A 20,555-nucleotide genomic window follows, 5' to 3' on the forward strand; every position below is an offset into this window, starting at 1 on the left:
TATTGCGCAATCCGGCTGTTAAATTTCGATCATCCGCCCGAAATCATCACGCTCTGAATTATCACTACCGATATTTGTAAATTAATTAAAATTATAATCGCTGAGATTGATTTAACACGTCTCCCATTCTTCTTCCTGTAACGCCGGGATAATTTTGGGTGTTACTTTGTTACCGGTGATACTGGGCGTATAAGAGGCTGTCTTTATTTTTTGTTCTCCGTCAGCGGTAACGTCCTTCTCATTGAGAGAAAATTTCCCGACGATTTTTTCCAGAGATTCCGTTTGTGCTTCCAGATTACTGGATGCCAGCGCGGCTTCTTCTACCATCGACGCGTTCTGCTGCGTGACATGATCCATTTCATTGACGGCCTGGGCAATCTGATTAATCCCGGCACTTTGCTCATCAGAGGCTGACGCTATTTCACCCATAATATCGGTGACCTGGGTGACGGAATTAACAATCTCCTTCATTACCCTTCCGGCCTGTTCCACCTGCTGAGAACCGGTGCTCATATTATTGACACAGGTGGTGATCAGCTGGCCGATCTCTTTTGCCGCATCCGCACTGCGTTTTGCCAGATTGCGCACTTCACTGGCCACAACGGCAAAACCACGCCCCTGCTCTCCGGCTCTGGCCGCCTCAACCGCGGCATTCAGCGCCAGTATATTGGTCTGACTGGCAATGCTGTCGATGACATGGTTGATGTCAGCAATCTGCCGGGAGCTTTTGGTGATCTCCTGCATGATCCCATCAAGGTCAGACACCACATTGCCACCTTTGTGCGCGTTACTGCTCGCACCTTCGGCCAGCTGACGCGCGGTATGTGCATTGTCGGCATTATGACGCAAGGTGGTTTTCAGCTCTTCCATGCTGGCCGCCGTTTCCTGCAACGCCGACGCCTGTTCCTCAGTGCGGGCAGAGAGATTGTTATTACCCTGCGCAATTTCCTGAGCATTCAGGTAAATCTGTTTAACGCCCTGCTGCACGCCGGACACGGTTTCCGTCAGGGAAAGACGCATACTTTCCAGTTCTGCCAGCATCAGCCCCAGTTCATTCGGATTACCGGTTTCAATTTTCTGACGCAGATCACCGCTGGCAATCATCCTGATCGAACGGGAAGTTTGTTCCATCCGCAGCACCAGCGCGTGGCGCACCCAGATACGGTTGGTCACCGTCACGGCAACCGATATCAGCAGGACAATGACAGCCATAATGATCATGTTGTGATAATCGCGATCCGCCTGATCGATGTATCCCTGATTCTGCCGGGCTGAAATCGCGGCATAGGTGTCGATTTTATCCCGCAGCGACATCCGCTCATTCCATTCCTGATCCAGCGCGTCAGGTAACTGAGCCGGGTCAGCGATGTAACGGAGTTTGTCCCGCGACAGGCTGAGCACTTTTTCAAATTGTTTGCTCAGATCACCGGCAGCCTGTTTTTCCTCTTCCGAATTAAACGGCGTCGCCATAAAAGCTTTAATATTGGTTTCCGCCTGCGCGAAAATCCCCTGAACGGTCGTGACTGCCTCAGGATTTACCTGACGATGCAGACTGGTTTGCAGCATCAGGGCGTTCACATGCGCCAGGCCGCCGTTGAGATTAAAGACGGCATGTTGCATCTCAGTGGTGTTGTCCACAGAGGTGGCCATGCGGACGAAGTTGCTTTTCGCTGACATCGCATTCATCAGACTCAGTCCGGCAATCACCACGATAAACAACGCCAGCGTCGCGATAATGCCGGTAATGCCTGTCGAGATCTTTAATCCTTTAAACATACTGCCCCTCATACGACATCGTAATAACGCAGTGATCGCGCGGATGCTGCCGTTCTCAGTCATGCACGGATTTACATGTTAAAAATATTCATCTTCTGCATGGTCTGGAAAACCATCATTGAGGCATTCAGGCTAAATTCGGCCATTTTTGACTGACTCACCAGCGTGATAAACGTGGAATAATCAGACCCGACAGTCTCTTGCAGGCTGCTTTCCACGTTGATTTTCTGAACCATTGACGTGGCGTTCAGGGCGTCAATTTGCTGAAGATTGGTCCCGACTTCTGCCTGAATCCGCCCTAAATTATCGATGCCTTTTTTGATGGACACGTTCACGCCATCCAGCGTCTTTTGCAGGGCTTCGCGTCCCGCGTCATCGGTAATCGGGGTATTGAGTGCAGCAATGGCGCTGTCGAGCTGGGCAAGCAGGTCGTCCGGCGTTCCGCTCATGAACACGTCACTGCCGGTGTGTCCGACCTGCATTTCCGTGCTGTCAGCCACAATCTGCGTCATGGCCGTATTGCCGCCAATGTAGGTGCCGTCTTTTTCGAACGGCGCGGTTCCGGTGTTATAACCGGCGAAAACGTAGCGGCCATTGCTGTTTTTGGCATTGCCCAGATCCAGCATGTTGTCGCGGATCCCCTGCAGTTCCGTCGCCACCGCCTGACGGTCAGCATCAGACATCGTACCTTTGCCTGCCGCTACGATTTTTTCACTCAGGTTCTTGGTCAGAATATTACCCAGCGAGTTGAGGGTATTATCTTCAAAGTTCAGAGCGTCTTTCGCAAAACCACGGGCCGAATCAAACTGCTTCATATTCGCCAGAGAGTTCTGGTAGATGATGGCCTGCGCCGCGCCTGACGGGTCATCAGAAGGGTTCAGCAACCGCTGACCTGCGGATAAACGCATACTGATACCGTTAGCGGTATTCATCGAACTGGAGAGGCTGTTGATATTGTTTTGAAACATATACTGAGTGCTAAGGCGCATCACAATCATCCTTAATAGCGTGCCACGCAGCCCGTGACACATTCACGGGTTAGCGGAGACTCAACAGAGTGTCAAAGAGTGTGTTCGCAGCCTGCAACACTTGTGCATTGGCCTGATAATACTGGGTGTACATCTGGATCTTGACCGACTCTTCCATCAGATCCACGCCGGAAACCGACTGCTTCTCGAATTCGATAGCGGCGGTGGCTTTGGACGTTGTTTCGTTATCTGCCTTAAGCGCGGTCATGGAAGAACCGACGGAGCTGACCAGACTGGAATAGGCTTCGGTGAGCGTGCCGTTGCCAATCAGCGTTTCGGTCTTGATCGCCAGCATATCCTTGATGTTTTCGTTATTGCTCTCTTCGCCGCTTTTACTCGATGCTGCGATCTGGTCGCCTTTGGTAATAGCCACGCTGAGCTTTCCGGCCGCGCCCGCTGTCGGGTTCATCACGAAACTGTCACCCGGCTGAGGCGTTCCCTGCGGTTTGATGGACACCCCTTCAAACTCCAGTTCGCCGTTAGTGCCGACAGTCGGGTTGATGGTTCTGCCATCTGCCGTGGTCACTTCCCAGTCAGTATCGTTCGGGCCTTTGAAGGTTAAGGTGTAATCCTCTGACTTCACTTTGCTGATATCGGAGAAGGACACGTCCAGCGAGCTGTCGCCGGTATTTCCACGGTTTGCCAGTGCGGTCGGGTCAGCAATATTGAAAATGTTACCGCCCGGATTGCCGTCGAGATCGAACCCTGCGGCATTGACCTCGTTGAAGCGGTTAGCCATTTGCAAAGCCAGCTGGTTTAGCTGGTTACGGGCTTCGACCAGATCCTCATTGCGGAACTTAAATAATCCGCCCAGCTTGCCGCCGCTCATTTTGTCTTCATCAAGCAGCATTTTGTTGCCTGAGGCATCGACGTAAGCCACAACCGTTTTGGAAGGATCTTCAGCGGAAACCGACGCTTCAAGCGCGTAAGAGCGGTTACCGTTCACCAGCGGCATACCGTTGGACAGCGTCACGTCCACACGACCCGTGGTGGTGTTTTCGTTGACCTTGATGCCCACCTGCGTGCTCAGGCGTTCTAACAATGCATCGCGCTGATCGAGCAGATCAGCCGGAAGATCGCCGGTGCGTCCGTGGATCTTGGCGATTTCGTCATTGAGTTTTGCGAGCTGTTTGGCATCGGCGTTGATGTCAGAAACACTCTGAGAAATTTGGGTGTTGGTGCTTTTTTCCAGCCCGTTGAGGGTATTGCTCTGGGTATTGAACTGGTAAGAAATCGCCTTGAACTGGGCTAACGCCCCCTGACGCGCGGCCTGGCTGACCGGATCGGCGCTCATTTCCTCAAGCGATTTAAAGATGCTGTTCAGCGAAGTGGAAATGTTGCTGGTGTCATCACCCAGCATATTATCAATCTGGGTCAGCTGCTGATAACGCCCGACCTGGCTTGATGATTCTGTGTACGCGCCGCGCAGCTGGTTATTCACAAATCCGTTATAAGCGCGCTGAACACCGTTCACCTGAACCCCGTAACCGAAGTAGCCGGAACCGGTGGTTCTGCCGCCCGCTTCGCCCAGAATAATACTCTGTCGGCTGTAGCCTGGCGTTAAGGCATTGTTCATATTGTTGCCCACGACATTCATCGCTGCCTGTGCTGAGCTGAGCCCGCTCTGAGCCAGATTAAAAAGATTCATAAATCACCAACATTGTGTTCTTGGCTAAAGTTGTTAGCGCCTTTGTCCAGAATTATTCTCTAGGAAAATTCGCACCTGTTTAATCTATCGGTACTTCGAAAATAAACTAAAACGCCGAAAGCTAAAAAATTGAAGAAAGATCGGTTTTATAAGCATTCACGCCCTGACTGATATTTCCTTTCACCTGATTAATGATGCTGATCAATTTTTTCGCATACGCCGGATCGGTGGCATATCCGCCTGACTGCAGGGCGTGCGCCGCCCTTTCCGGTGAGCCTGAACGCGCAACATTTTGATAACGTGGATTATTCGTCAGAAGAGACGTGTAATCGGCCAGCGCTTCAGAATAAGACGGATATACGCGAAACGCGGCTTTGACCTTTTGCGCCGTGCCGTTGACAAACTCGGTGGTGGTTATTTCTGTCGATTCACCTTTCCAGTCCGGCGTGGCTTTTATTCCGAATAAGTTATGACTTGGTTTACCATTTGTTGTGGTAATTTCTTTATTTCCCCAGCCTGACTCCAGCGCCGCCTGGGCAATAATCAGCTGATGCGGAATACCACTTTTCTTTGCCGCCGCTATTGCGGGTTCAAGCATCCGGGAAATAAAGTGGCTGTTTTTCTCTGTTCCCCGGGAATATTGCGCCGCGCTCAGGCTTTCAGATGTCATCTGCTCAGACCGGCTCAGCGGGACGCGGGACGCATACCCGCCGCCGTTGAGCACATAAGGTGCCGGAGCAACACCGGGTGTATTCGTCACCGGCGTCACTTCTCCCCCCATTTGTCTGACCATCAGGTCGGCAAACCCCATTTTGCTTTGCGAGGCAATGTCCTGAGAGATCTGCTGGTCATACATGGAGGTGAACATATCCGACTGCTGGCTGTTCAGCAGGCCATCCTTAAAAGAGGCGTCGCGCATACTTTTAAGCATCATCTGGATAAACATGCCTTCCATCTGCTTAGCCGCCGCTTTGATCCCTTCCTGCGAATTACTTTTAACTTCGCGCTTCAGGGCATCAAGGCCGCGGACATCAAACGCCGCACCGGAAGTCAGCGGTGAGCTGCTCATCAGTTGGTCTCCAGTTTGGCGCGCAGACAACCGGCACTTTTCATCGACTGCAAAATCGACATCAGATCGTTCGGCGTCGCGCCCAGGCTGTTCAGCGCACGGACCACGTTATTGAGATCAGCACTGGTATTCACCCGTTGCAGCGAACCATTTTGCTCACGTACGGAGATCTGCGTATTCGGTGTCACCACCGTCTGACCGCCGCCGAAAGGTGTATCCGGCTGACTGACCTGATTGCTGCGCGAGACTTCGACGGTCAGATCACCCTGCGCCACCGCACAAGCGTCCAGCGTCACATGGCGGTTCATCACCACCGAACCGGTGCGGGAGTTGACGATCACTTTGGCATCCATAATGCCGATACGGATCGGGATGTTCTGCACATCGGCCAGGAAGCGCACTTTGGCGGCACTGCCGGACGGGGCAAACAACTTCACGGTGCGCGAGTCTTCCGCGACGGCGGTTGCCCCCCCGAAGCGGCGGTTAATCTCATCGCTGATCTGCTGGGCGACGGTGAAATCATCATCGTTAAGTTGCAGGCGCAGCGTATTTTCCTGAGCAAAACTGGCCGGCACTTCACGTTCTACCGTGGCGCCGCCGCTGATGCGCGCGCCGTTAAGCTGATTGGTCTGCACACGGCTGCCGCCGCTTTGCGCCCCCGCACCGGAGACCAGTAAATTCCCCTGCGCCAGCGCATAAATTTGGTTATCCACACCCTTGAGTGGCGTCATTAATAATGTGCCGCCACGCAGACTTTTCGCATTACCCAGCGAAGACACCACCACGTCGATTTTCTCGCCCGGCCGTGCGAAAGGAGGCAAATCGGTAGTCACCATCACAGCCGCCACATTTTTCAGCTGCATGTTGGTACCTGCGGGCACGGTGATCCCCAGCTGGGACAACATATTGCTCAGGCTTTGGGTAGTGAAAGGCGTTTGCATGGTCTGGTCGCCGGTGCCGTCAAGGCCGACCACCAGCCCGTAACCCATCAGGGAATTGCTGCGAATACCCTGAATCGATGTTAAATCGCGAATACGCTCTGCCTGTACATTCTGCGGCATGATGAAAATCAGGCCACAGAACAGCGTCAGGCACAGCGAGAGAAATGAAGTTTTCATAACTGTCGTCTGTTAACCATTAATAAGGGGATAAATTCAGGAACAGACGCTGCAACCAGCCCATCTGTTGCGCTTCGTTGATGTAGCCGTTACCGACGTATTCGATGCGGGCGTCCGCCACCTGAGTGGAGATAACCGTGTTACTGCTGCTGATGGTTCGCGGGTTAACCACACCGGAAAAACGGATGAACTCCGTTCCCTGATTGATGGCGATTTGCTTCTCGCCCACGACTTTCAGGTTGCCGTTTTCCAGCAGTTGCTGAACGGTGACGGTGATCGTGCCGCTGAAGGTGTTTTTCGCCGCAGCGCCGCCTTTGCCGGAGAAATCATTTTTGCCACTGATCGAGGTCGCGGCGCGGTCACCGCCCAGTAAACCGGCCAGCATACCGGGCACCGCATCAACAGAAAGGTCGGTGGATCCGCCACGGTTGGCATTGGCCGAAGAACTTTTGCTGGCGCTGACATTTTCCTGCAGCACAATGGTCAGCGTGTCGCCCACGTTGCGGGGTCTGCGGTCTTCAAACATCGGCTGATAGCCGTAGCTCATCGCCTGCCCGGTTTGAAATACAGACCCGTTAGCGGTAGTGGTGGCTGCCGCCGCCGGACTGGCTGTCGTGACGCCATCGACTAAAGGTTTGTGAGGAAGATAAGCGCATCCCGTCAGAAGCAACGTCAGCGCACCGGCCGCGATCAGCTGGCTGGCGGCACGTGTGCGGTTCGGCAACAGGACGGGATACAGAGAAGAAAGCTGGTTTTTCATTTCATCCACTACAGGCTTAAGCAGCCATAAAGCGGCCCCCGTCTGCAGGACAGAGGCCGGGCGTATGGGTGCTTTGAGGCTTCTAAATACGATTAAGGTTTAAAAACGATTCGGGCTTAAACAGGATTCAGGTTTAAACAGGATTCAGGTTTAAACAGAATTAAAGTTGTGTGAGGCGTTGCAACATCTGGTCGGACGTTGAAACGGCTTTACTGTTAATTTCGTAGGCACGCTGAGTCTGGATCATGTTGACCAGCTCTTCCGCCACGTTAACGTTTGAGGTTTCGACATAGCCCTGTTTCAGGGTGCCGCCCCCGTTCAGACCGGGCGTTGTTTCGTTCGGCGCGCCGGAAGCCTGGGTTTCGCGGTAAAGGTTTTCACCGATACTTTCCAGACCGGAATCATTGATGAACGTGCTTAACGTCAGCTGCCCGACCTGTTGCGGCGCAGTCTGGCCCGGTACGGTGACGCTCACGATGCCGTCGTTGCCGACGGTCAGGGTGTCAGCATCTTGCGGAATGGTGATCGCAGGCTGAACCTGATACCCGCTGGCGGTGACCAGCTGACCGTTCTGATCAAACTGGAATGACCCGTCGCGGCTGTAACCGGTGGTGCCATCGGGCAGCAACACCTGGAAGAACCCGTGACCTTCGATCGCCAGATCCTTACTTTTATTGGTTTGCGTCAGGCTGCCCTGGCTGTGAATACGCTCGGTCGCCACGGGACGAACACCGGTACCCAGCTGCAAACCGGAAGGAATAGTGGTCTGCTCGGAAGACTGAGCACCGGGCTGGCGCAGGGTCTGATAAAGCAAGTCTTCAAACACCGCACGCTGGCGTTTGAAACCGTTGGTGCTCACGTTTGCCAGGTTATTGGAGATGACATCCATGTTGGTCTGTTGTGCTTCAAGACCTGTTTTGGCAATCCATAAAGAACGGATCATGCTGAATTTCCTCTTAGCCCATGCTCAGTAGCTGGTTAGCTTTCTTTTCGTTGTCATCCACTGCACTGATGACTTTCATGTTCATATCAAAGCCGCGCGCGGTCGCAATCATGTCCACCATCGATTTAGCGGGATTGACGTTGCTGCTTTCCAGCGCGCCCGGGATCAGCTGTAAATCAGGATCCGCAGGGAGCTGAGCCAGCCCGGCGTTTGGCGATTGTGGAGAGATATGGAACAACCCGTCATCGCCGTGCGTCAGATCCTGAAGGGGTGAATTCACCATCTTCAGCCTGCCCACCTGCGCCAGCGCGGTCGGTTCATCACCGGCACCGAGTGCGGTGATCGTCCCGTCCGGCGCAATGGTCAGTTCAGACTGCGGTGGCACGTTAATCTGGCCACCGTCGCCGAGAACCGGCATTCCTCTGATGCTCAGCAGACCTTCGCTGTCGACGGCAATATTGCCCGAGCGGGTGTAAGCCTCAGTACCGTCCGGCAAGGCGACCGCCAGCCAGCCATTTTGTGGCAGGGCAACGTCGAGATTGCGTCCGGTCTGGTTGATGGCGCCCATCGAATCGTCGTGGTAAGGCGTGGATTCCGTCACCAGCGTACGGGTGGCGACGGACGGACCATTTACCGGCACAGCGCGGAAAGCCGCGAGCTGTGCCCGAAATCCGGTCGTGGTGGCATTCGCCAGGTTATTTGACGTGACGGCCTGACGGTTGAGGGCGGCATTTGCCGCGCCCATGGCGGTATATATTGCGCGATCCATAGCAGCAGCCTTTAGCCCAGATTAGCCAGGATCTGAAGGAGTTCAGACTGGGTTTTGATGGTCTGCGAGTTGGACTGATAGTTGCGCTGATAGACGATCATGTTGACCATCTCTTTGCTCAGATCCACGTTGGAAGACTCAAGCTTGTTACCCAGCAGGTTCCCCAGATTCCCGGTGCCGGCCACGCCGGTAGAAGGCTGACCAGATTCCGGCGTTTCTGCCCAGGTGTTGTCACCTTTGGACGTCAGACCGCCCGGGTTGGTGAAGTTTGACAGCACCACCTGACCGATCAGCTGCGACTGACCGTTGCTGTAGCTTGCAATCACCTGACCGTTATCACCGACCATATAGCCGTTCATCATACCCGGCGCGTAACCGGTGGTGGTCGGGCTGCCCATGTCCGTATCCGACGCCTGCTGGGTCATTCCGTCCATATCCAGATCGAAATTCAGCGGTGCGCCGCCGTTATAACCAGCCCCCTGAATGCTTAATTTCGCCGGGTTGGTGGTCAGCTGACCTGCGGTATCGAAAGATAAACCAAGTTCCTGATAGACCGGCTCACCCTGATCATTCAGATTTGGCGAGGTGGTATCACTGGAATAGGCTTTCCATTCGTTATCGCCGGTTTTGACGTAATACACGTTGATGGTGTGCTTGTTACCGAGGCTGTCGTAAGCATCCAGCTGAGTGACGGAGTTGTAGCTTTTATTATCCGCTGGGTCGAACGGGTTAGCGGTCTGATCGATGACATCGCTGCCCGAATCCAGGTTACCTTTCAGGGTACCGGCGTCAGAAGCGCGCGCGGGCATCTGACCATTTGGGATCTGAATCGGGCCGACAGCCGCACCCGGCTGAATGGCTGGCGGGTTTCCGGTGGCCTGATAACCGGTCAGGAACATGCCCTGGTTGTTGACGATATAACCGTTTTCGTCCTGTTTGAACTGTCCGTTACGGCTGTAGAAAATGCTGCCGGATTCACTGGCCAGACGGAAGAAACCGTTGCCCTGGATACCCATATCCAGATCACTGTTACCCATCCCGAGTACGCCATCGCTGAAGTTCTGGTTTACTGAGGAAACCTGTACACCCATACCGATTTGAGAACCGGCAAAGACATCAGCAAACGCAATAGATCCGGATTTGAAGCCCACTGTCTGGGAGTTCGCAATGTTATTACCGACCACATCGAGGGCCTGAGAAGCTGCGGTTAACCCGCTGAGACCTTGTGAAAAACTCATTGTTATTCTTCCTGAACACTAATAAATGAAATATGAAGACCTGATCACTCAATCAAATACACTTTGCCAATCGGCGCGGTTCCATCCAGCCCCAGCTGGAGCTGAGCGCCGCCATTGGTGAAGGACACGCTTTCAACGGTGCCTTTTTTCAGTGACGTGACTTTTGGCACACTGCCGTTTTCGTTGGAGGCGGTGAAAGTCACCTTAAAGATGCTGGTCTCATCAACGGTCGGATCGGAGGGCTTAAAGTTCTCCAGATCGTCCAGTGAATATTTGTTGGGACCGGCTTTTGCCCCTTTCACATCCGCGGTATAGGCGTTGCCCTGCTCATCCGTCAGAGTGACGGTCACCTTGTCGGCATCCGAATCGAGGCTGAAGCCGAAATCTTTATTCCCGCCTTCTTTGTTGGAAACGGTGGAATCGCCTTCGATATACACGGTGCGTCCGACCCATTGCGCGGCGTTCATCTGCTGCATGCTGTTGACGATCAGACCCACGTCACCCAGGGTGCTGTTAAGCTTCTCGACGCCCGCGGCGGTGTTAAATTGCGCCAGCTGAGAGGTCAGCTGGTTGTTATCCATCGGATTAGTAGGATCCTGGTTCTTCATCTGCGCGACCAGAAGTTCCATGAAACTCTGCGACAGGTCAGCCGCGCTGCTGCCCGTACCTGTCGACGTCGGGGAAGATGAACCATTATTCATTACCGGTGAAACAGCCATGGCGTTGTCCTTTATTGGCCCAGCGTTAATGTTTTCAACATCATCGATTTGGCCGTGTTCATCACTTCAACGTTGGCCTGATAACTGCGGGAGGCTGAAATAGTGTTCACCATTTCGTTCACCACATTCACATTGGGCATACGGACATAACCCTTAGCGTCCGCCAGCGGATTTGACGGCTCATACACCAGACGATCCGGCTCATTACTTTCCACCACATCGCTGACGCGAACGCCGCCAATTTCCTGACCCGGCGCACTGTTCACCTGAAATACCACCTGACGGGCGCGGTAAGGCTGACCATCCGGCCCGACAACGCTGTCGGCGTTGGCCATATTGCTGGCGCTGACGTTCAGACGTTTAGACTGGGCCGCCATGGCGGAACCTGAAATATCAAAAATACTCATCGTAGACATGACAATAATTAACCCTGGCCAATGACACTCATCATGCCTTTAATTTGCCCACCCAAAACGGTCAGGCTGGTCTGATATTTCATGTTGTTATCAGCAAAACTGATACGCTCACGATCCATATCAACAGTATTTCCATCAGCACTTGGCTGATCGGGAATACGATAAAGCAGCTGTCCGTTATCTATTGCCGGTGCCACAGCGGGAATATGCGATCCTGACGTTAATGACAAGGTCAGAGGACCCTGTGCTGGCGTATTTCTTTCCACCGCACTTTTTAACTGTTCAGAGAAATCAATATCCCGGGCTAAATATCCCGGCGTATCGGCATTAGCAATGTTAGAAGCCAATATATTCTGACGTTGAGTCAGTAAGCCCAGCGCTTCCTGCTGGAAACGTAGCGCATTATCGAGTTTATCAAGCATGAAGAAACAACCCTCTGCCTTATGAAAATTAACTCATACATTCTATTGGCGAATGATTCAATTTTATACTGTGATGATATGACAAAAATAAGCGCATTTAGCGGGATGGATTTTCCGTGCTTATTTTCACAAAGCAATCCATTAAATTGGCTTCACAAATTCGCGCATTTAACACGTTAATAAACGCAATTTCTGGCTTATACTTTGAGCCGTCAAAAGTTGTTGGAAAAGGGATCCGCCCTGCGTTATATAATATAAGGTCAGTACACATCATGTTTTTCCCCCGCCCTCTTTATACTGCGGCAATTTCATTATTAAGCCTTATATTTTATTTACCCGCTTTTGATGCCATTGCCGCTACGCCGTCTGTTGAGACGCTTAAAACACACATTACTGCGCTGGTGAATAGCCATAATGAAAGACCGTCGGACAGCGCCATTACCCGCACCATAAAGATTCTGACGCCCGCTGAACAACTGTCATCCCTTTGTGCTACGCCGGAATTATCCGTAGCAGGCAACAACCGGCGCCTGACCGGGAATAAAAGCATCATTGCGCAGTGCGGAAACAAACGTAAATTTATCCAGATTTCAGTGCAGGCGCAGGGAACCTGGTGGACGGCCCGTCACGGGATTAAACCCGGCAGCGTGATTGATGCGAATGATATTGAGCCGCGCAGCGGATCGCTGGACAGACTCCCCGCCGGGCTGATTTTCAACCGGGAAAGCATTGTCGGCCAGACCGCCACGCGCACTATCAATAAAGGCCAGCCGGTGGTGGAAAATCAGCTCCGCAAAGGCTGGTCTGTGGTTTCCGGCCAGGAAGTGGACGTGTTAGCCACCGGTGAAGGGTTTCAGATCCGCATAAAAGCCAAGGCGCTGGACAGTGCTGCAGCAGGCCAGCCGGTGAGACTGAGCACACGTTCAGGGCAAATTGTGACCGGTACGGTGACCCCGGACGGAAAAGTGCATATTAATTTAAAAGAATAGCTTTAGTTATTTTGGCAGCCACCGATATTTTAGATATACCGTGAGGTCACCAGAACAACGAATGTAGAGGAACACCATGAGCATCGACCGAGCAATTCAACCTCTTTCAGTACCCGCTGTGAATGTGCAACAGCAGGATTTAAAAATGCGTCCGAAAGCCGCGGATATCAGCGCGGCACCGGTTGCAGCCAGCGAAACCTCAGGTACGCAAATTAAGCTGAGTAAAGTGACGCAGGCTATTCAGACAGACAGCTCACAGGATGTTGACTACGACCGTCTTGCAAAAATTCGCGCAGCCATGGATGCCGGTGAATTACAACTTGATACTGACCAGATTGCCAATGCGCTGGTCGAAGACATCTTTCAACTCTCATAAGTTCTGATAAGACATTAATGAAAATGGAAAACTTACGTTCGGTTCTGCTAAAAATTCAAGATTCTCTGGGTGAACTGGAGGCTATTCTTGTCGAAGAAGCAAACCAATTAAGGCGGACGCAGATTAATCCTGTTTCCCTGCAAATTGTATCTGACAGCAAAAGTCAGTTGCTGGCGACGATCAGTCATTATGATGACCTGCGTAAGCAAATTGAAAAGCCGTTACATCTTTCTGCGCCTTATCATCAGAACGCAAGATTTGCATTGCTGTGGAAAAATATCACCAGGAAAGTCACTACCTCTAACGAGCTTAATAAAAAGATTTATGACTTGCTTGAAATGCATATTCAGAAAACTGAAAGCATTAAAAAACTGGTGAATGACGCTGGCACTCCCACCTCCCTTTATGGTCAGGAAGGTCAGTCCGCGACGCCTGTATCAGGAAAGGTTTATAATATCAGCGTGTAACGGGATTATTAATAGCATTAACAAACTAACAACTTATGTCCCCTAAATAAAAAATCTAAAAAACCACTCTGTTGTCTATTTTAGCTTCCTGTCGCGGGAAGCTTTTTTTTGTATTTCCCATCTCCTTAATAAGCGTCACTTCTGTTCGTTCTTCGGCCAATCTGTTTATCATTATTTCATCCCGAAAGCCGTTAAAATAGCCAGCGTAAAAATATGCGGAATTTTAAACAGGGTGTGAAGTGGCAAATCTAATACTGCGCAGTGGATATCTGGACGATTACAATGCGCTTGGCGAAAACGGTCAGACAATATTTGAAAGCGCGATACAAATTCGCGAAACATTACGTCTGCGTAAACAACAGATCCTCCTCGATTGCCTGGCGATCCCCCAGCACAATGAAGCCGAAGACAAAGTGGACTGGTACGCGCCGCACGAAGGCACCGTCACTCAGTGGGCTTACGCCAGCGATAAGCAACGCGAACAGGCCCTGCGGTATCTGGAAAATTGCCTGACCAGCGCCAGTGCGCTGAGCAAAAGCTGCCTGCTGGCTGAAAAAACCGCCGTCCGGTTATTTGGCTCACTGCTGGCCAGGGTGGTGCAGTTTCCCGCCAGTCAGCATGTCTATCTGGTCAATGATAAACCGGTGATCACTTTCTGGGGATTTACCCGTCTCAACCACCCGCAACAGGATGATCCCCTCGATTGCCTGCGTGAGATCGCGCCACCTGTGGTGGCAGAAATCGCCACGGAACACGAACCGGTTGTTGCGCCGGTGGCTGAAAAACAGGACGCTGAAAAGCCTGAAATCAGTACCTCTGTGATCAATAAACCGCTGGTTATTGAGGCTTCCGATCCGCTGCCCACGCCTGAGCCTGAGCCTGAAGAAGAAAAATTTGCTGATCCGCAGCCGGTCGTCGTCACGCTCTCATCGCCTTCTGCACCACCATCAGAACCTGCTGCCACTGTGCAGGCCGAGCCCGCCGCACTGCCCCAAAAAACCAGACCGCTGTGGCGCAGACTGATGCTGAAAATTGCCTTTGTGGGCATCCTGTTTATCGGCCTGCCAGCCGCCTGGCCATATATCGCCGCCATGATGCCGTCGCTGGTGGTGACGCCTTACCGCGCCGGATCCACGGAAAACAACGTGCCTGCAACTATCGCCGAAACGGCGCCAGAACCGGTGGCCGAAACGCCAAAAATCCTGCTGTCTGCTCACCTTCCGGTTCAGCCTGCCGTCGTGGTTGCGCCGCCTGCGCCAGCGGTGAAAGAAGAGTCAGTGAAAGAGCCTGTCGTGGAAAAAGTAGAGGAACCGGTCATCGATAAAAATGCACTGGTGCTGCCCGCTGATGAGGTTAAAGCAGGATCCACAGCCTTTATGAATGGTCGCTGGAAGGCGAGCATCAACGTCAATAATCCGCTGACCAGCACCCCGCCGGGTCTGCGTTATCAGATCAAAAATAGTGAAGGCACCATCAGCATTACCCGCAACAACAATATCGTCTGTAAAGCCGACGTTTATCTCGGGCTGATGCAGTCAGGCAATTTGCTGATTAAGAGCCGTACCAAAGCGAAATGCAGCGATGACACCCGTTATCAGGTGCCGGAAATCACCTGCAGACAACCGCTCAGCGGCGCGGCCCAATGTACCGGCCGCTATGAAGACAACACCGTCGTTCCGATGACGCTTTTGAGAGTGGGTAAATAATTCATGCTGGCAACTCTTATCGACTTCAAACCGGCCGTTACGCTCATCCAGAACAGCAGCGTGCAGTTTCTGGATTTCGGTCTGAATCCTGTGGGCGCAAGCCCGCACGCGGGTCGCTTTGTGCGCCACAGCGTCAATGGCCCGCTGCTGCGTCTCAGCTACGATACGCTGTCTGAGCGATTCACCCTGCCCGCTGAAAACGGCGGCGAGCCGGAACTTGTCCGCCCGGAGATGACGGTTTCTCTGGAACATTCTTTGCAGGTGATGGATAACGTCTGGCTGCCGCTGCCTTTTATGCGTTTTAGTCCGCCGCGCGTATTCACTAACAGCCCTGCGAACTGGGCGCGCGTGCAGATTAAACGCCTGCCCGCGCCGGATGAAGCCGGTAACACCCTGCGTTTGTGTATTGCGTTCGACACCAAAGTTCACGCCGATGACAGCGCCACCGCAAAGCTGGCTCTCACCACCCGTGATGTACGCGACGGCAGCCGCTTTGCACTGGCGTGGCACAATCATGAAATCAGTGAGTTTCTGGATGAAACCTGGGTCGATGGCTGGTTGCGTGAAGTGTTTGTTCACTATGCCACCAATCAGGAAAAGCGCAGCGCGGGTGATATCAGTAACGCCATGAAAGCCTTCGAGTATCAGGCACACTTCCTCAATATTCTCGAAATGCTCGGTACCCAGCTCGAGATCCCGGAAGTTCAGATCGTCACGGAAACCCTGAGCAATGCGCCGGTTCCGGTGGACTTGATCCTTGATGTGGGCAACACGCATACCTGCGGTGTGATCCTTGAAGATCATGGCCCGAAAAATGCCGGATTACAGCAAAGCGCCGAGCTGCAAATCCGCTCACTGACGGAGCCGCAACTCATCAGCGAACCGTTGTTTACCAGCCGTCTGGAATTCAACGAAGCCAAATTTGGCAAACACCATTTTTCAATGGAAAGTGGCCGCGATGAGGCGTTCGTCTGGCCGTCTTTTGCCCGCGTGGGCGATGAAGCGCGCCTGCTGGCAACGCGCCGTCTGGGAACCGAAGGTGCCAGCGGGATTTCCAGCCCGCGCCGTTATCTGTGGGATGATGCCCCCTCGGATCAGGCGTGGCGCTTCAGTCAGCTGACGGGTAAAACGCCGCGTGAGCCTCGTGCCATCGCGTTACCGCTGATGAATCTGATGAATGATGACGGGCAGCCCTTGTACAGCCTGCCACCGGAGGAACGTCTGCCGGTGTTTTCGCCCAACTACAGCCGCAGTTCGCTGATGACGATCATGCTGTGTGAGCTGCTGGCTCAGGCACTGGCGCAAATCAACAGCGTCGGCCACCGTCAGAGCATGGGGCTGACTCACGCCCCGCGCCAGCTGCGCGATATCGTCCTGACGCTGCCTTCCGCCATGCCCAAACAGGAGCGGGAGATTTTCCGCCAGCGGGTGCAGGAAGCGGTAAAACTGGTCTGGAAATCCCTCGGCTGGCAGCCCAAAGATGACGATTTGCTGCCCGGTTCCGGCAGCCGCGCCACCGTGGTTCCTTTACCAAAAGTACAAATGGAATGGGACGAAGCCACCTGTGGCCAGCTGGTCTGGTTGTATAACGAAGTCATCAATAATTATGCCGGTCAGGCGGAGGTGTTTTTCCAAAGCCTTGCGCGCCCTGACCGGCAGCTTGCCAGTGATGAACCGCAGGGACGCACCCTGCGCGTGGCGTCTGTGGATATCGGCGGCGGCACCACGGATATGGCGATCACCCAGTATCAGCTCGACGACGGCGCGGGAAGCAATGTCAAAATCACGCCAAATCTGCTGTTCCGTGAAGGGTTCAAAATTGCCGGGGACGACATTCTGCTGGATGTGATCCGCCACTGCATTCTTCCGGCACTGGAAAATACCCTGCAAAAAGCCGGAGTGACTGATGCCGCGCGCGTCATGAATAAGCTGTTCGGCGATGCCGCCCTCGACGGAAGTCGCGCCACGCTGCGCCAGCAGGTGACATTGCAGCTGTTTATTCCTCTCGGTCACGCCATTCTCGCCAGCTGGGAAAACAGCGATCCGCATGATAACGGCGCGCTGTTTGAAGGCCGGTTCGGTGAGCTGATCCCCCGCCAGCCGACGCAGAATGTGATCAATTATATCCATCAGACCATCCAGCCACTGCTGCCCGCAGATGCGCAGCCTTTAGATGTGCTGGACGTCCCGCTGCTGGTGGAACTGGCATCGCTCAAAGAAGCCCTGCTCACCGGGCGCTTCAGCCTGACGGCACCGCTTCAGTCGTTGTGCGAAGTGATTAACCATTACTGCTGTGATGTGCTGCTGGTTACCGGTCGCCCTTCCTGTTTTCCGGGTGTTCAGGCGTTACTGCGTTATCAGCAGCCGGTGCCGGTCAACCGTATTGTCTGGCTGGACAGTTATCAGATCCATGAACGTTTCCCTTTCGGCCAGCAGGGGCGGGTGGTGAATCCCAAATCCACCGCGGCGCTGGGTGCGATGCTTTGCAGTCTGGCGATGGATTTACGCCTGCCGGGTTTCAACTTTAAAACCGCCGATATACAGGCTTATTCCACCATCCGCTATCTGGGCGTGTTAGAGGGTAATCAGACCCTGAATGCAGAAAACGTCTGGTATGCGCAGGTGGATCTTGACTGCCCGACAGCCCGGCTGGATGAAAACCTGACTTTCCCGGTGCGTGGCGATATTTGTCTGGGGTTCCGCCAGCTGGCTGATACACGCTGGCCGGCGACACCGCTGTATCAGCTGAAAATCAACACGCCGGCGCTGGCAAAACGTATTGCGGGAGACGGCATTTTGCAGGTGCGGCTGCAATACGATCAGCAAAACGGCGGCTTCTCTCTGGCGCACGCCACAATGCAGGACGGCAGTCCGCTGCCGGAAGGGGCGGTAAGCCTGAAACTGAACACGCTCGCCAGCAGTTATAACGGCGAAAATCACTATTGGATCGACAGCGGGAACGTATACCTAAAATGAGCCAGTCAGACGCCATGCTTAATCAACTCACTGAATGGGTAAACGACACCCGCGCGCATTCCCCGCGTCTGGATCGGGAAGCGGACGGCCTGCTGGCGCGGTTAATGCAATTGCAGCAGCGCCAGCAGCAAATCGTTTCTCTGAACAATGCACCGCTGACGCTGGGGTTTTACGGCAGCTCCGTTGCCGGTAAACACCACATGCTAAAAATGATTGCCGCCGGAGGGAGTGACGAGGTTTATGTGCAGCTGGGTGAAAACACGCTCGATTATCTGCGCCATATTAATCCCGATAATCTTCCGCCTTCGATGGCCGTTCGTTTCACCGATGGCGTGACATCCGGAGTGGAAAACTTTCCGCTGCTGCTGACGCTGTTTTGCGAAAGCGAACTGGCACAGCGGCTGATTCGCCAGTATCAGGCTTCCCGCCAGCCGCGCATTCTGTCCCGCAGCGCCATCACTGCCAGACTGAATGAGCTGAAACTGCGCCGCCAGCCGCGTGAAATTCCGGGCATGACCTGCGGACAATTTTCATCCGTCGTCCGCTGTTATCATCAGTCGGTTCGAAGCACGTATCATCTGGATGATGCGCTGGTCTGGCAGATGGCTGAACTGGTTCCCTGGCTGGATCTGGCCGACCGGGCAATATTGCTTTCCACTCTGTGGGGAGAACACCCGGCACTGAGTTCGCAGTGGCAGCAGCAGGCACGCAGGTTGCAGAATTTAGGCGGAGTGACACAGGTTCTGGCCCCGCTCAGTCTGGTCGTCGATAACATGCTGTTGCCAAACCCCGGTTTCCTGGTTCCCGCAGCGGAAAATACCGCAGAGCTGAATAACGACGTGATTGTCTGTCCGCTGCGTGATGAAAACAGGCTGACACGGCTGAGCATTCCGCAGCAGGATTTGGTCAGCCTGTGTGCCGAAATCACTTTCACGCTGAGCCAGCCTTCTTCACTGACTGGCGTCGATATTCTGGACATCCCCGCCGGGCAGCTCCCCCGCTATCAGGAATGCCTGCAACCCGATACGGTGCTTATCTGCAACGCCGTCGCCGAAAGCCAGAGTCTGAGCCCGGTGGCACGTATGCTGGAAAGTTGGGTGGAGGAAACTCAGCCACAGACCCAAAGCACGCTTCCGCGTCTGGTCTGGGCGATCACGCCTTTTGACCTGCGCTTTACCCGTGGCAATCACACCGACGCCGCCGTGCAGCGTTACATCACGCAATCGGGAAAACGCTGGGGCACATTACAGGCACTCGATCAGCGCGATATCGCTTGTCTGATCGAATGGCTGTCGGCGGCAGTCAACGGCGTATCGAGAGAGGACCGGCTTCGCGCCTTGCAGGAGAGTCTGCATCAGCGGATTGCCGCGCAGTTCCGCCGCTTTATCTCGCCGGAAAATGAACAACCGGGTCAGCGTACTGAAATGATGATCCGCGCCCTGCAATCTCAGGCGGCAAAACAAGGTGATCTGATTGACCGGCTGATGTTGCCACGCGACGCGCTTTATCAGTGCTGGCAGCAACAGCAGCAGAAAAATACCGGGCAGCCTTCTGCGCTGATGATGAGTGTCGATTTGTTTGACGACGCTGACACCGCTCCCGATACAGCACATCAGCAGGACAGCTTTGCGGCAGACGTTTTCGCCCTGTGGGTGAATCATGTGACTCAGCTTGGCCATAATCAGGCCACTGCCGGTGCCGCGGGGCTGGACGCCACTCAGCTTCAGACACTGTGCGACACGCTGATCACCACGGCTTATCGCCTTGGACTGGCTGATACGCTGGAAACGACGCTGGCACAGCAACATGGCGAAGCCGCACTGGCTGTCACTCAGGCGGGGAATGTCGTCAATGATTTTGTCAGCTGGCTGGGTTACGACCTGGCGGATGCCGGGCAGCGCCCGCAGAGCCGCATTAATAAGGGCGCACCGATTTTTGCGCCTGCTGCGCAGGCCAGTGCCGGAATGCGTCCGGATAGCCTCGGCGATGACGTGATACAGGGTAATGCCCGCTACATTTTCGACTGGCTGGTCGCCCTGCTGACCCGCGCAGCAGAAAACACGCAGTGGGAAATGGCTGACGGGCTGGATGAAAAACACAGAAGTTCACTGCGCCGGTTGCTGACCGCATAAATC

18 protein-coding genes are annotated in these 20,555 nt (G+C 53.8%); 6 read left to right on the forward strand and 12 right to left on the reverse strand.

Annotation, left to right across the window (positions count from 1 at the left end; translation table 11 throughout):
* Nucleotides 1-111 precede the first annotated feature (111 nt).
* From UC15_RS06620 to flgB, 12 genes are all read right to left on the reverse strand, one after another.
* Nucleotides 112-1,776 carry a methyl-accepting chemotaxis protein gene (locus tag UC15_RS06620; RefSeq protein WP_112287691.1) on the reverse strand — a complete coding sequence of 555 codons (1,665 nt, stop codon included), beginning with the start codon at nt 1,774-1,776 and terminating at the stop codon, nt 112-114.
* A 71-nt stretch (nt 1,777-1,847) separates the two neighbouring features.
* Complete coding sequence (flgL, locus tag UC15_RS06625; RefSeq protein ID WP_112287692.1) at nt 1,848-2,765, reverse strand: flagellar hook-associated protein FlgL; 918 nt, start codon at nt 2,763-2,765, stop codon at nt 1,848-1,850.
* Nucleotides 2,766-2,814: 49 nt separating this feature from the next.
* A complete protein-coding gene (gene flgK, locus UC15_RS06630; RefSeq protein WP_112287693.1) occupies nt 2,815-4,452 on the reverse strand; it encodes a flagellar hook-associated protein FlgK in 1,638 nt (545 codons plus the stop codon).
* 121 nt (nt 4,453-4,573) lie between these two features.
* Nucleotides 4,574-5,521 (reverse strand): flagellar assembly peptidoglycan hydrolase FlgJ, encoded by a 948-nt coding sequence (flgJ, locus tag UC15_RS06635; protein WP_112287694.1) that lies wholly within the window; start codon nt 5,519-5,521, stop codon nt 4,574-4,576.
* Nucleotides 5,521-6,582: a flagellar basal body P-ring protein FlgI gene (locus UC15_RS06640; protein ID WP_232829831.1), complete on the reverse strand. Its 1,062-nt coding sequence runs from the start codon at nt 6,580-6,582 to the stop codon at nt 5,521-5,523. Before UC15_RS06640 ends, flgJ begins: the two co-directional genes overlap by 1 nt.
* A gap of 76 nt (nt 6,583-6,658) precedes the next feature.
* Nucleotides 6,659-7,399, reverse strand: a complete 741-nt coding sequence (locus UC15_RS06645) for a flagellar basal body L-ring protein FlgH (protein WP_112287751.1) — start codon at nt 7,397-7,399, stop codon at nt 6,659-6,661.
* A 160-nt stretch (nt 7,400-7,559) separates the two neighbouring features.
* On the reverse strand, nt 7,560-8,342 hold the full coding sequence (flgG, locus tag UC15_RS06650) for a flagellar basal-body rod protein FlgG (RefSeq protein WP_112287696.1): 783 nt from the start codon (nt 8,340-8,342) through the stop codon (nt 7,560-7,562).
* A 13-nt stretch (nt 8,343-8,355) separates the two neighbouring features.
* Complete coding sequence (locus UC15_RS06655) at nt 8,356-9,111, reverse strand: flagellar basal body rod protein FlgF (protein ID WP_112287697.1); 756 nt, start codon at nt 9,109-9,111, stop codon at nt 8,356-8,358.
* 11 nt (nt 9,112-9,122) lie between these two features.
* A complete protein-coding gene (gene flgE, locus UC15_RS06660; protein WP_112287698.1) occupies nt 9,123-10,349 on the reverse strand; it encodes a flagellar hook protein FlgE in 1,227 nt (408 codons plus the stop codon).
* A 44-nt stretch (nt 10,350-10,393) separates the two neighbouring features.
* The gene (locus tag UC15_RS06665; protein ID WP_112287699.1) at nt 10,394-11,068 is read right to left on the reverse strand and encodes a flagellar hook assembly protein FlgD; all 675 of its coding nucleotides are present in this window, start codon (nt 11,066-11,068) and stop codon (nt 10,394-10,396) included.
* 11 nt (nt 11,069-11,079) lie between these two features.
* Nucleotides 11,080-11,484, reverse strand: a complete 405-nt coding sequence (gene flgC / locus UC15_RS06670) for a flagellar basal body rod protein FlgC (RefSeq protein ID WP_112287700.1) — start codon at nt 11,482-11,484, stop codon at nt 11,080-11,082.
* 8 nt (nt 11,485-11,492) lie between these two features.
* Nucleotides 11,493-11,906: a flagellar basal body rod protein FlgB gene (flgB, locus tag UC15_RS06675; protein ID WP_112287701.1), complete on the reverse strand. Its 414-nt coding sequence runs from the start codon at nt 11,904-11,906 to the stop codon at nt 11,493-11,495.
* 272 nt (nt 11,907-12,178) lie between these two features.
* Here flgB and flgA point away from each other — a divergent pair, with 272 nt between their 5' ends.
* The 6 genes from flgA (at nt 12,179) to UC15_RS06705 (ending at nt 20,552) form a co-directional block, all read left to right on the forward strand.
* Complete coding sequence (flgA, locus tag UC15_RS06680) at nt 12,179-12,895, forward strand: flagellar basal body P-ring formation chaperone FlgA (protein ID WP_112287702.1); 717 nt, start codon at nt 12,179-12,181, stop codon at nt 12,893-12,895.
* A gap of 76 nt (nt 12,896-12,971) precedes the next feature.
* Complete coding sequence (gene flgM, locus UC15_RS06685; protein ID WP_112287703.1) at nt 12,972-13,271, forward strand: flagellar biosynthesis anti-sigma factor FlgM; 300 nt, start codon at nt 12,972-12,974, stop codon at nt 13,269-13,271.
* Nucleotides 13,272-13,294: 23 nt separating this feature from the next.
* Nucleotides 13,295-13,738 (forward strand): flagella synthesis protein FlgN, encoded by a 444-nt coding sequence (locus UC15_RS06690; RefSeq protein WP_232829829.1) that lies wholly within the window; start codon nt 13,295-13,297, stop codon nt 13,736-13,738.
* 239 nt (nt 13,739-13,977) lie between these two features.
* Nucleotides 13,978-15,444, forward strand: coding sequence for an SrfA family protein (locus tag UC15_RS06695; RefSeq protein ID WP_112287705.1), 1,467 nt, complete (start codon nt 13,978-13,980; stop codon nt 15,442-15,444).
* A 3-nt stretch (nt 15,445-15,447) separates the two neighbouring features.
* Nucleotides 15,448-18,420, forward strand: a complete 2,973-nt coding sequence (locus tag UC15_RS06700) for a virulence factor SrfB (RefSeq protein ID WP_112287706.1) — start codon at nt 15,448-15,450, stop codon at nt 18,418-18,420.
* On the forward strand, nt 18,417-20,552 hold the full coding sequence (locus UC15_RS06705) for a virulence factor SrfC family protein (protein ID WP_112287707.1): 2,136 nt from the start codon (nt 18,417-18,419) through the stop codon (nt 20,550-20,552). The genes UC15_RS06700 and UC15_RS06705 overlap by 4 nt, the downstream gene beginning before the upstream one ends.
* Nucleotides 20,553-20,555 lie beyond the last annotated feature (3 nt).

The sequence above is a fragment of the Rahnella sp. AN3-3W3 genome (assembly GCF_003263545.1).
In the GTDB taxonomy this organism is placed as follows: domain Bacteria; phylum Pseudomonadota; class Gammaproteobacteria; order Enterobacterales; family Enterobacteriaceae; genus Rahnella; species Rahnella variigena.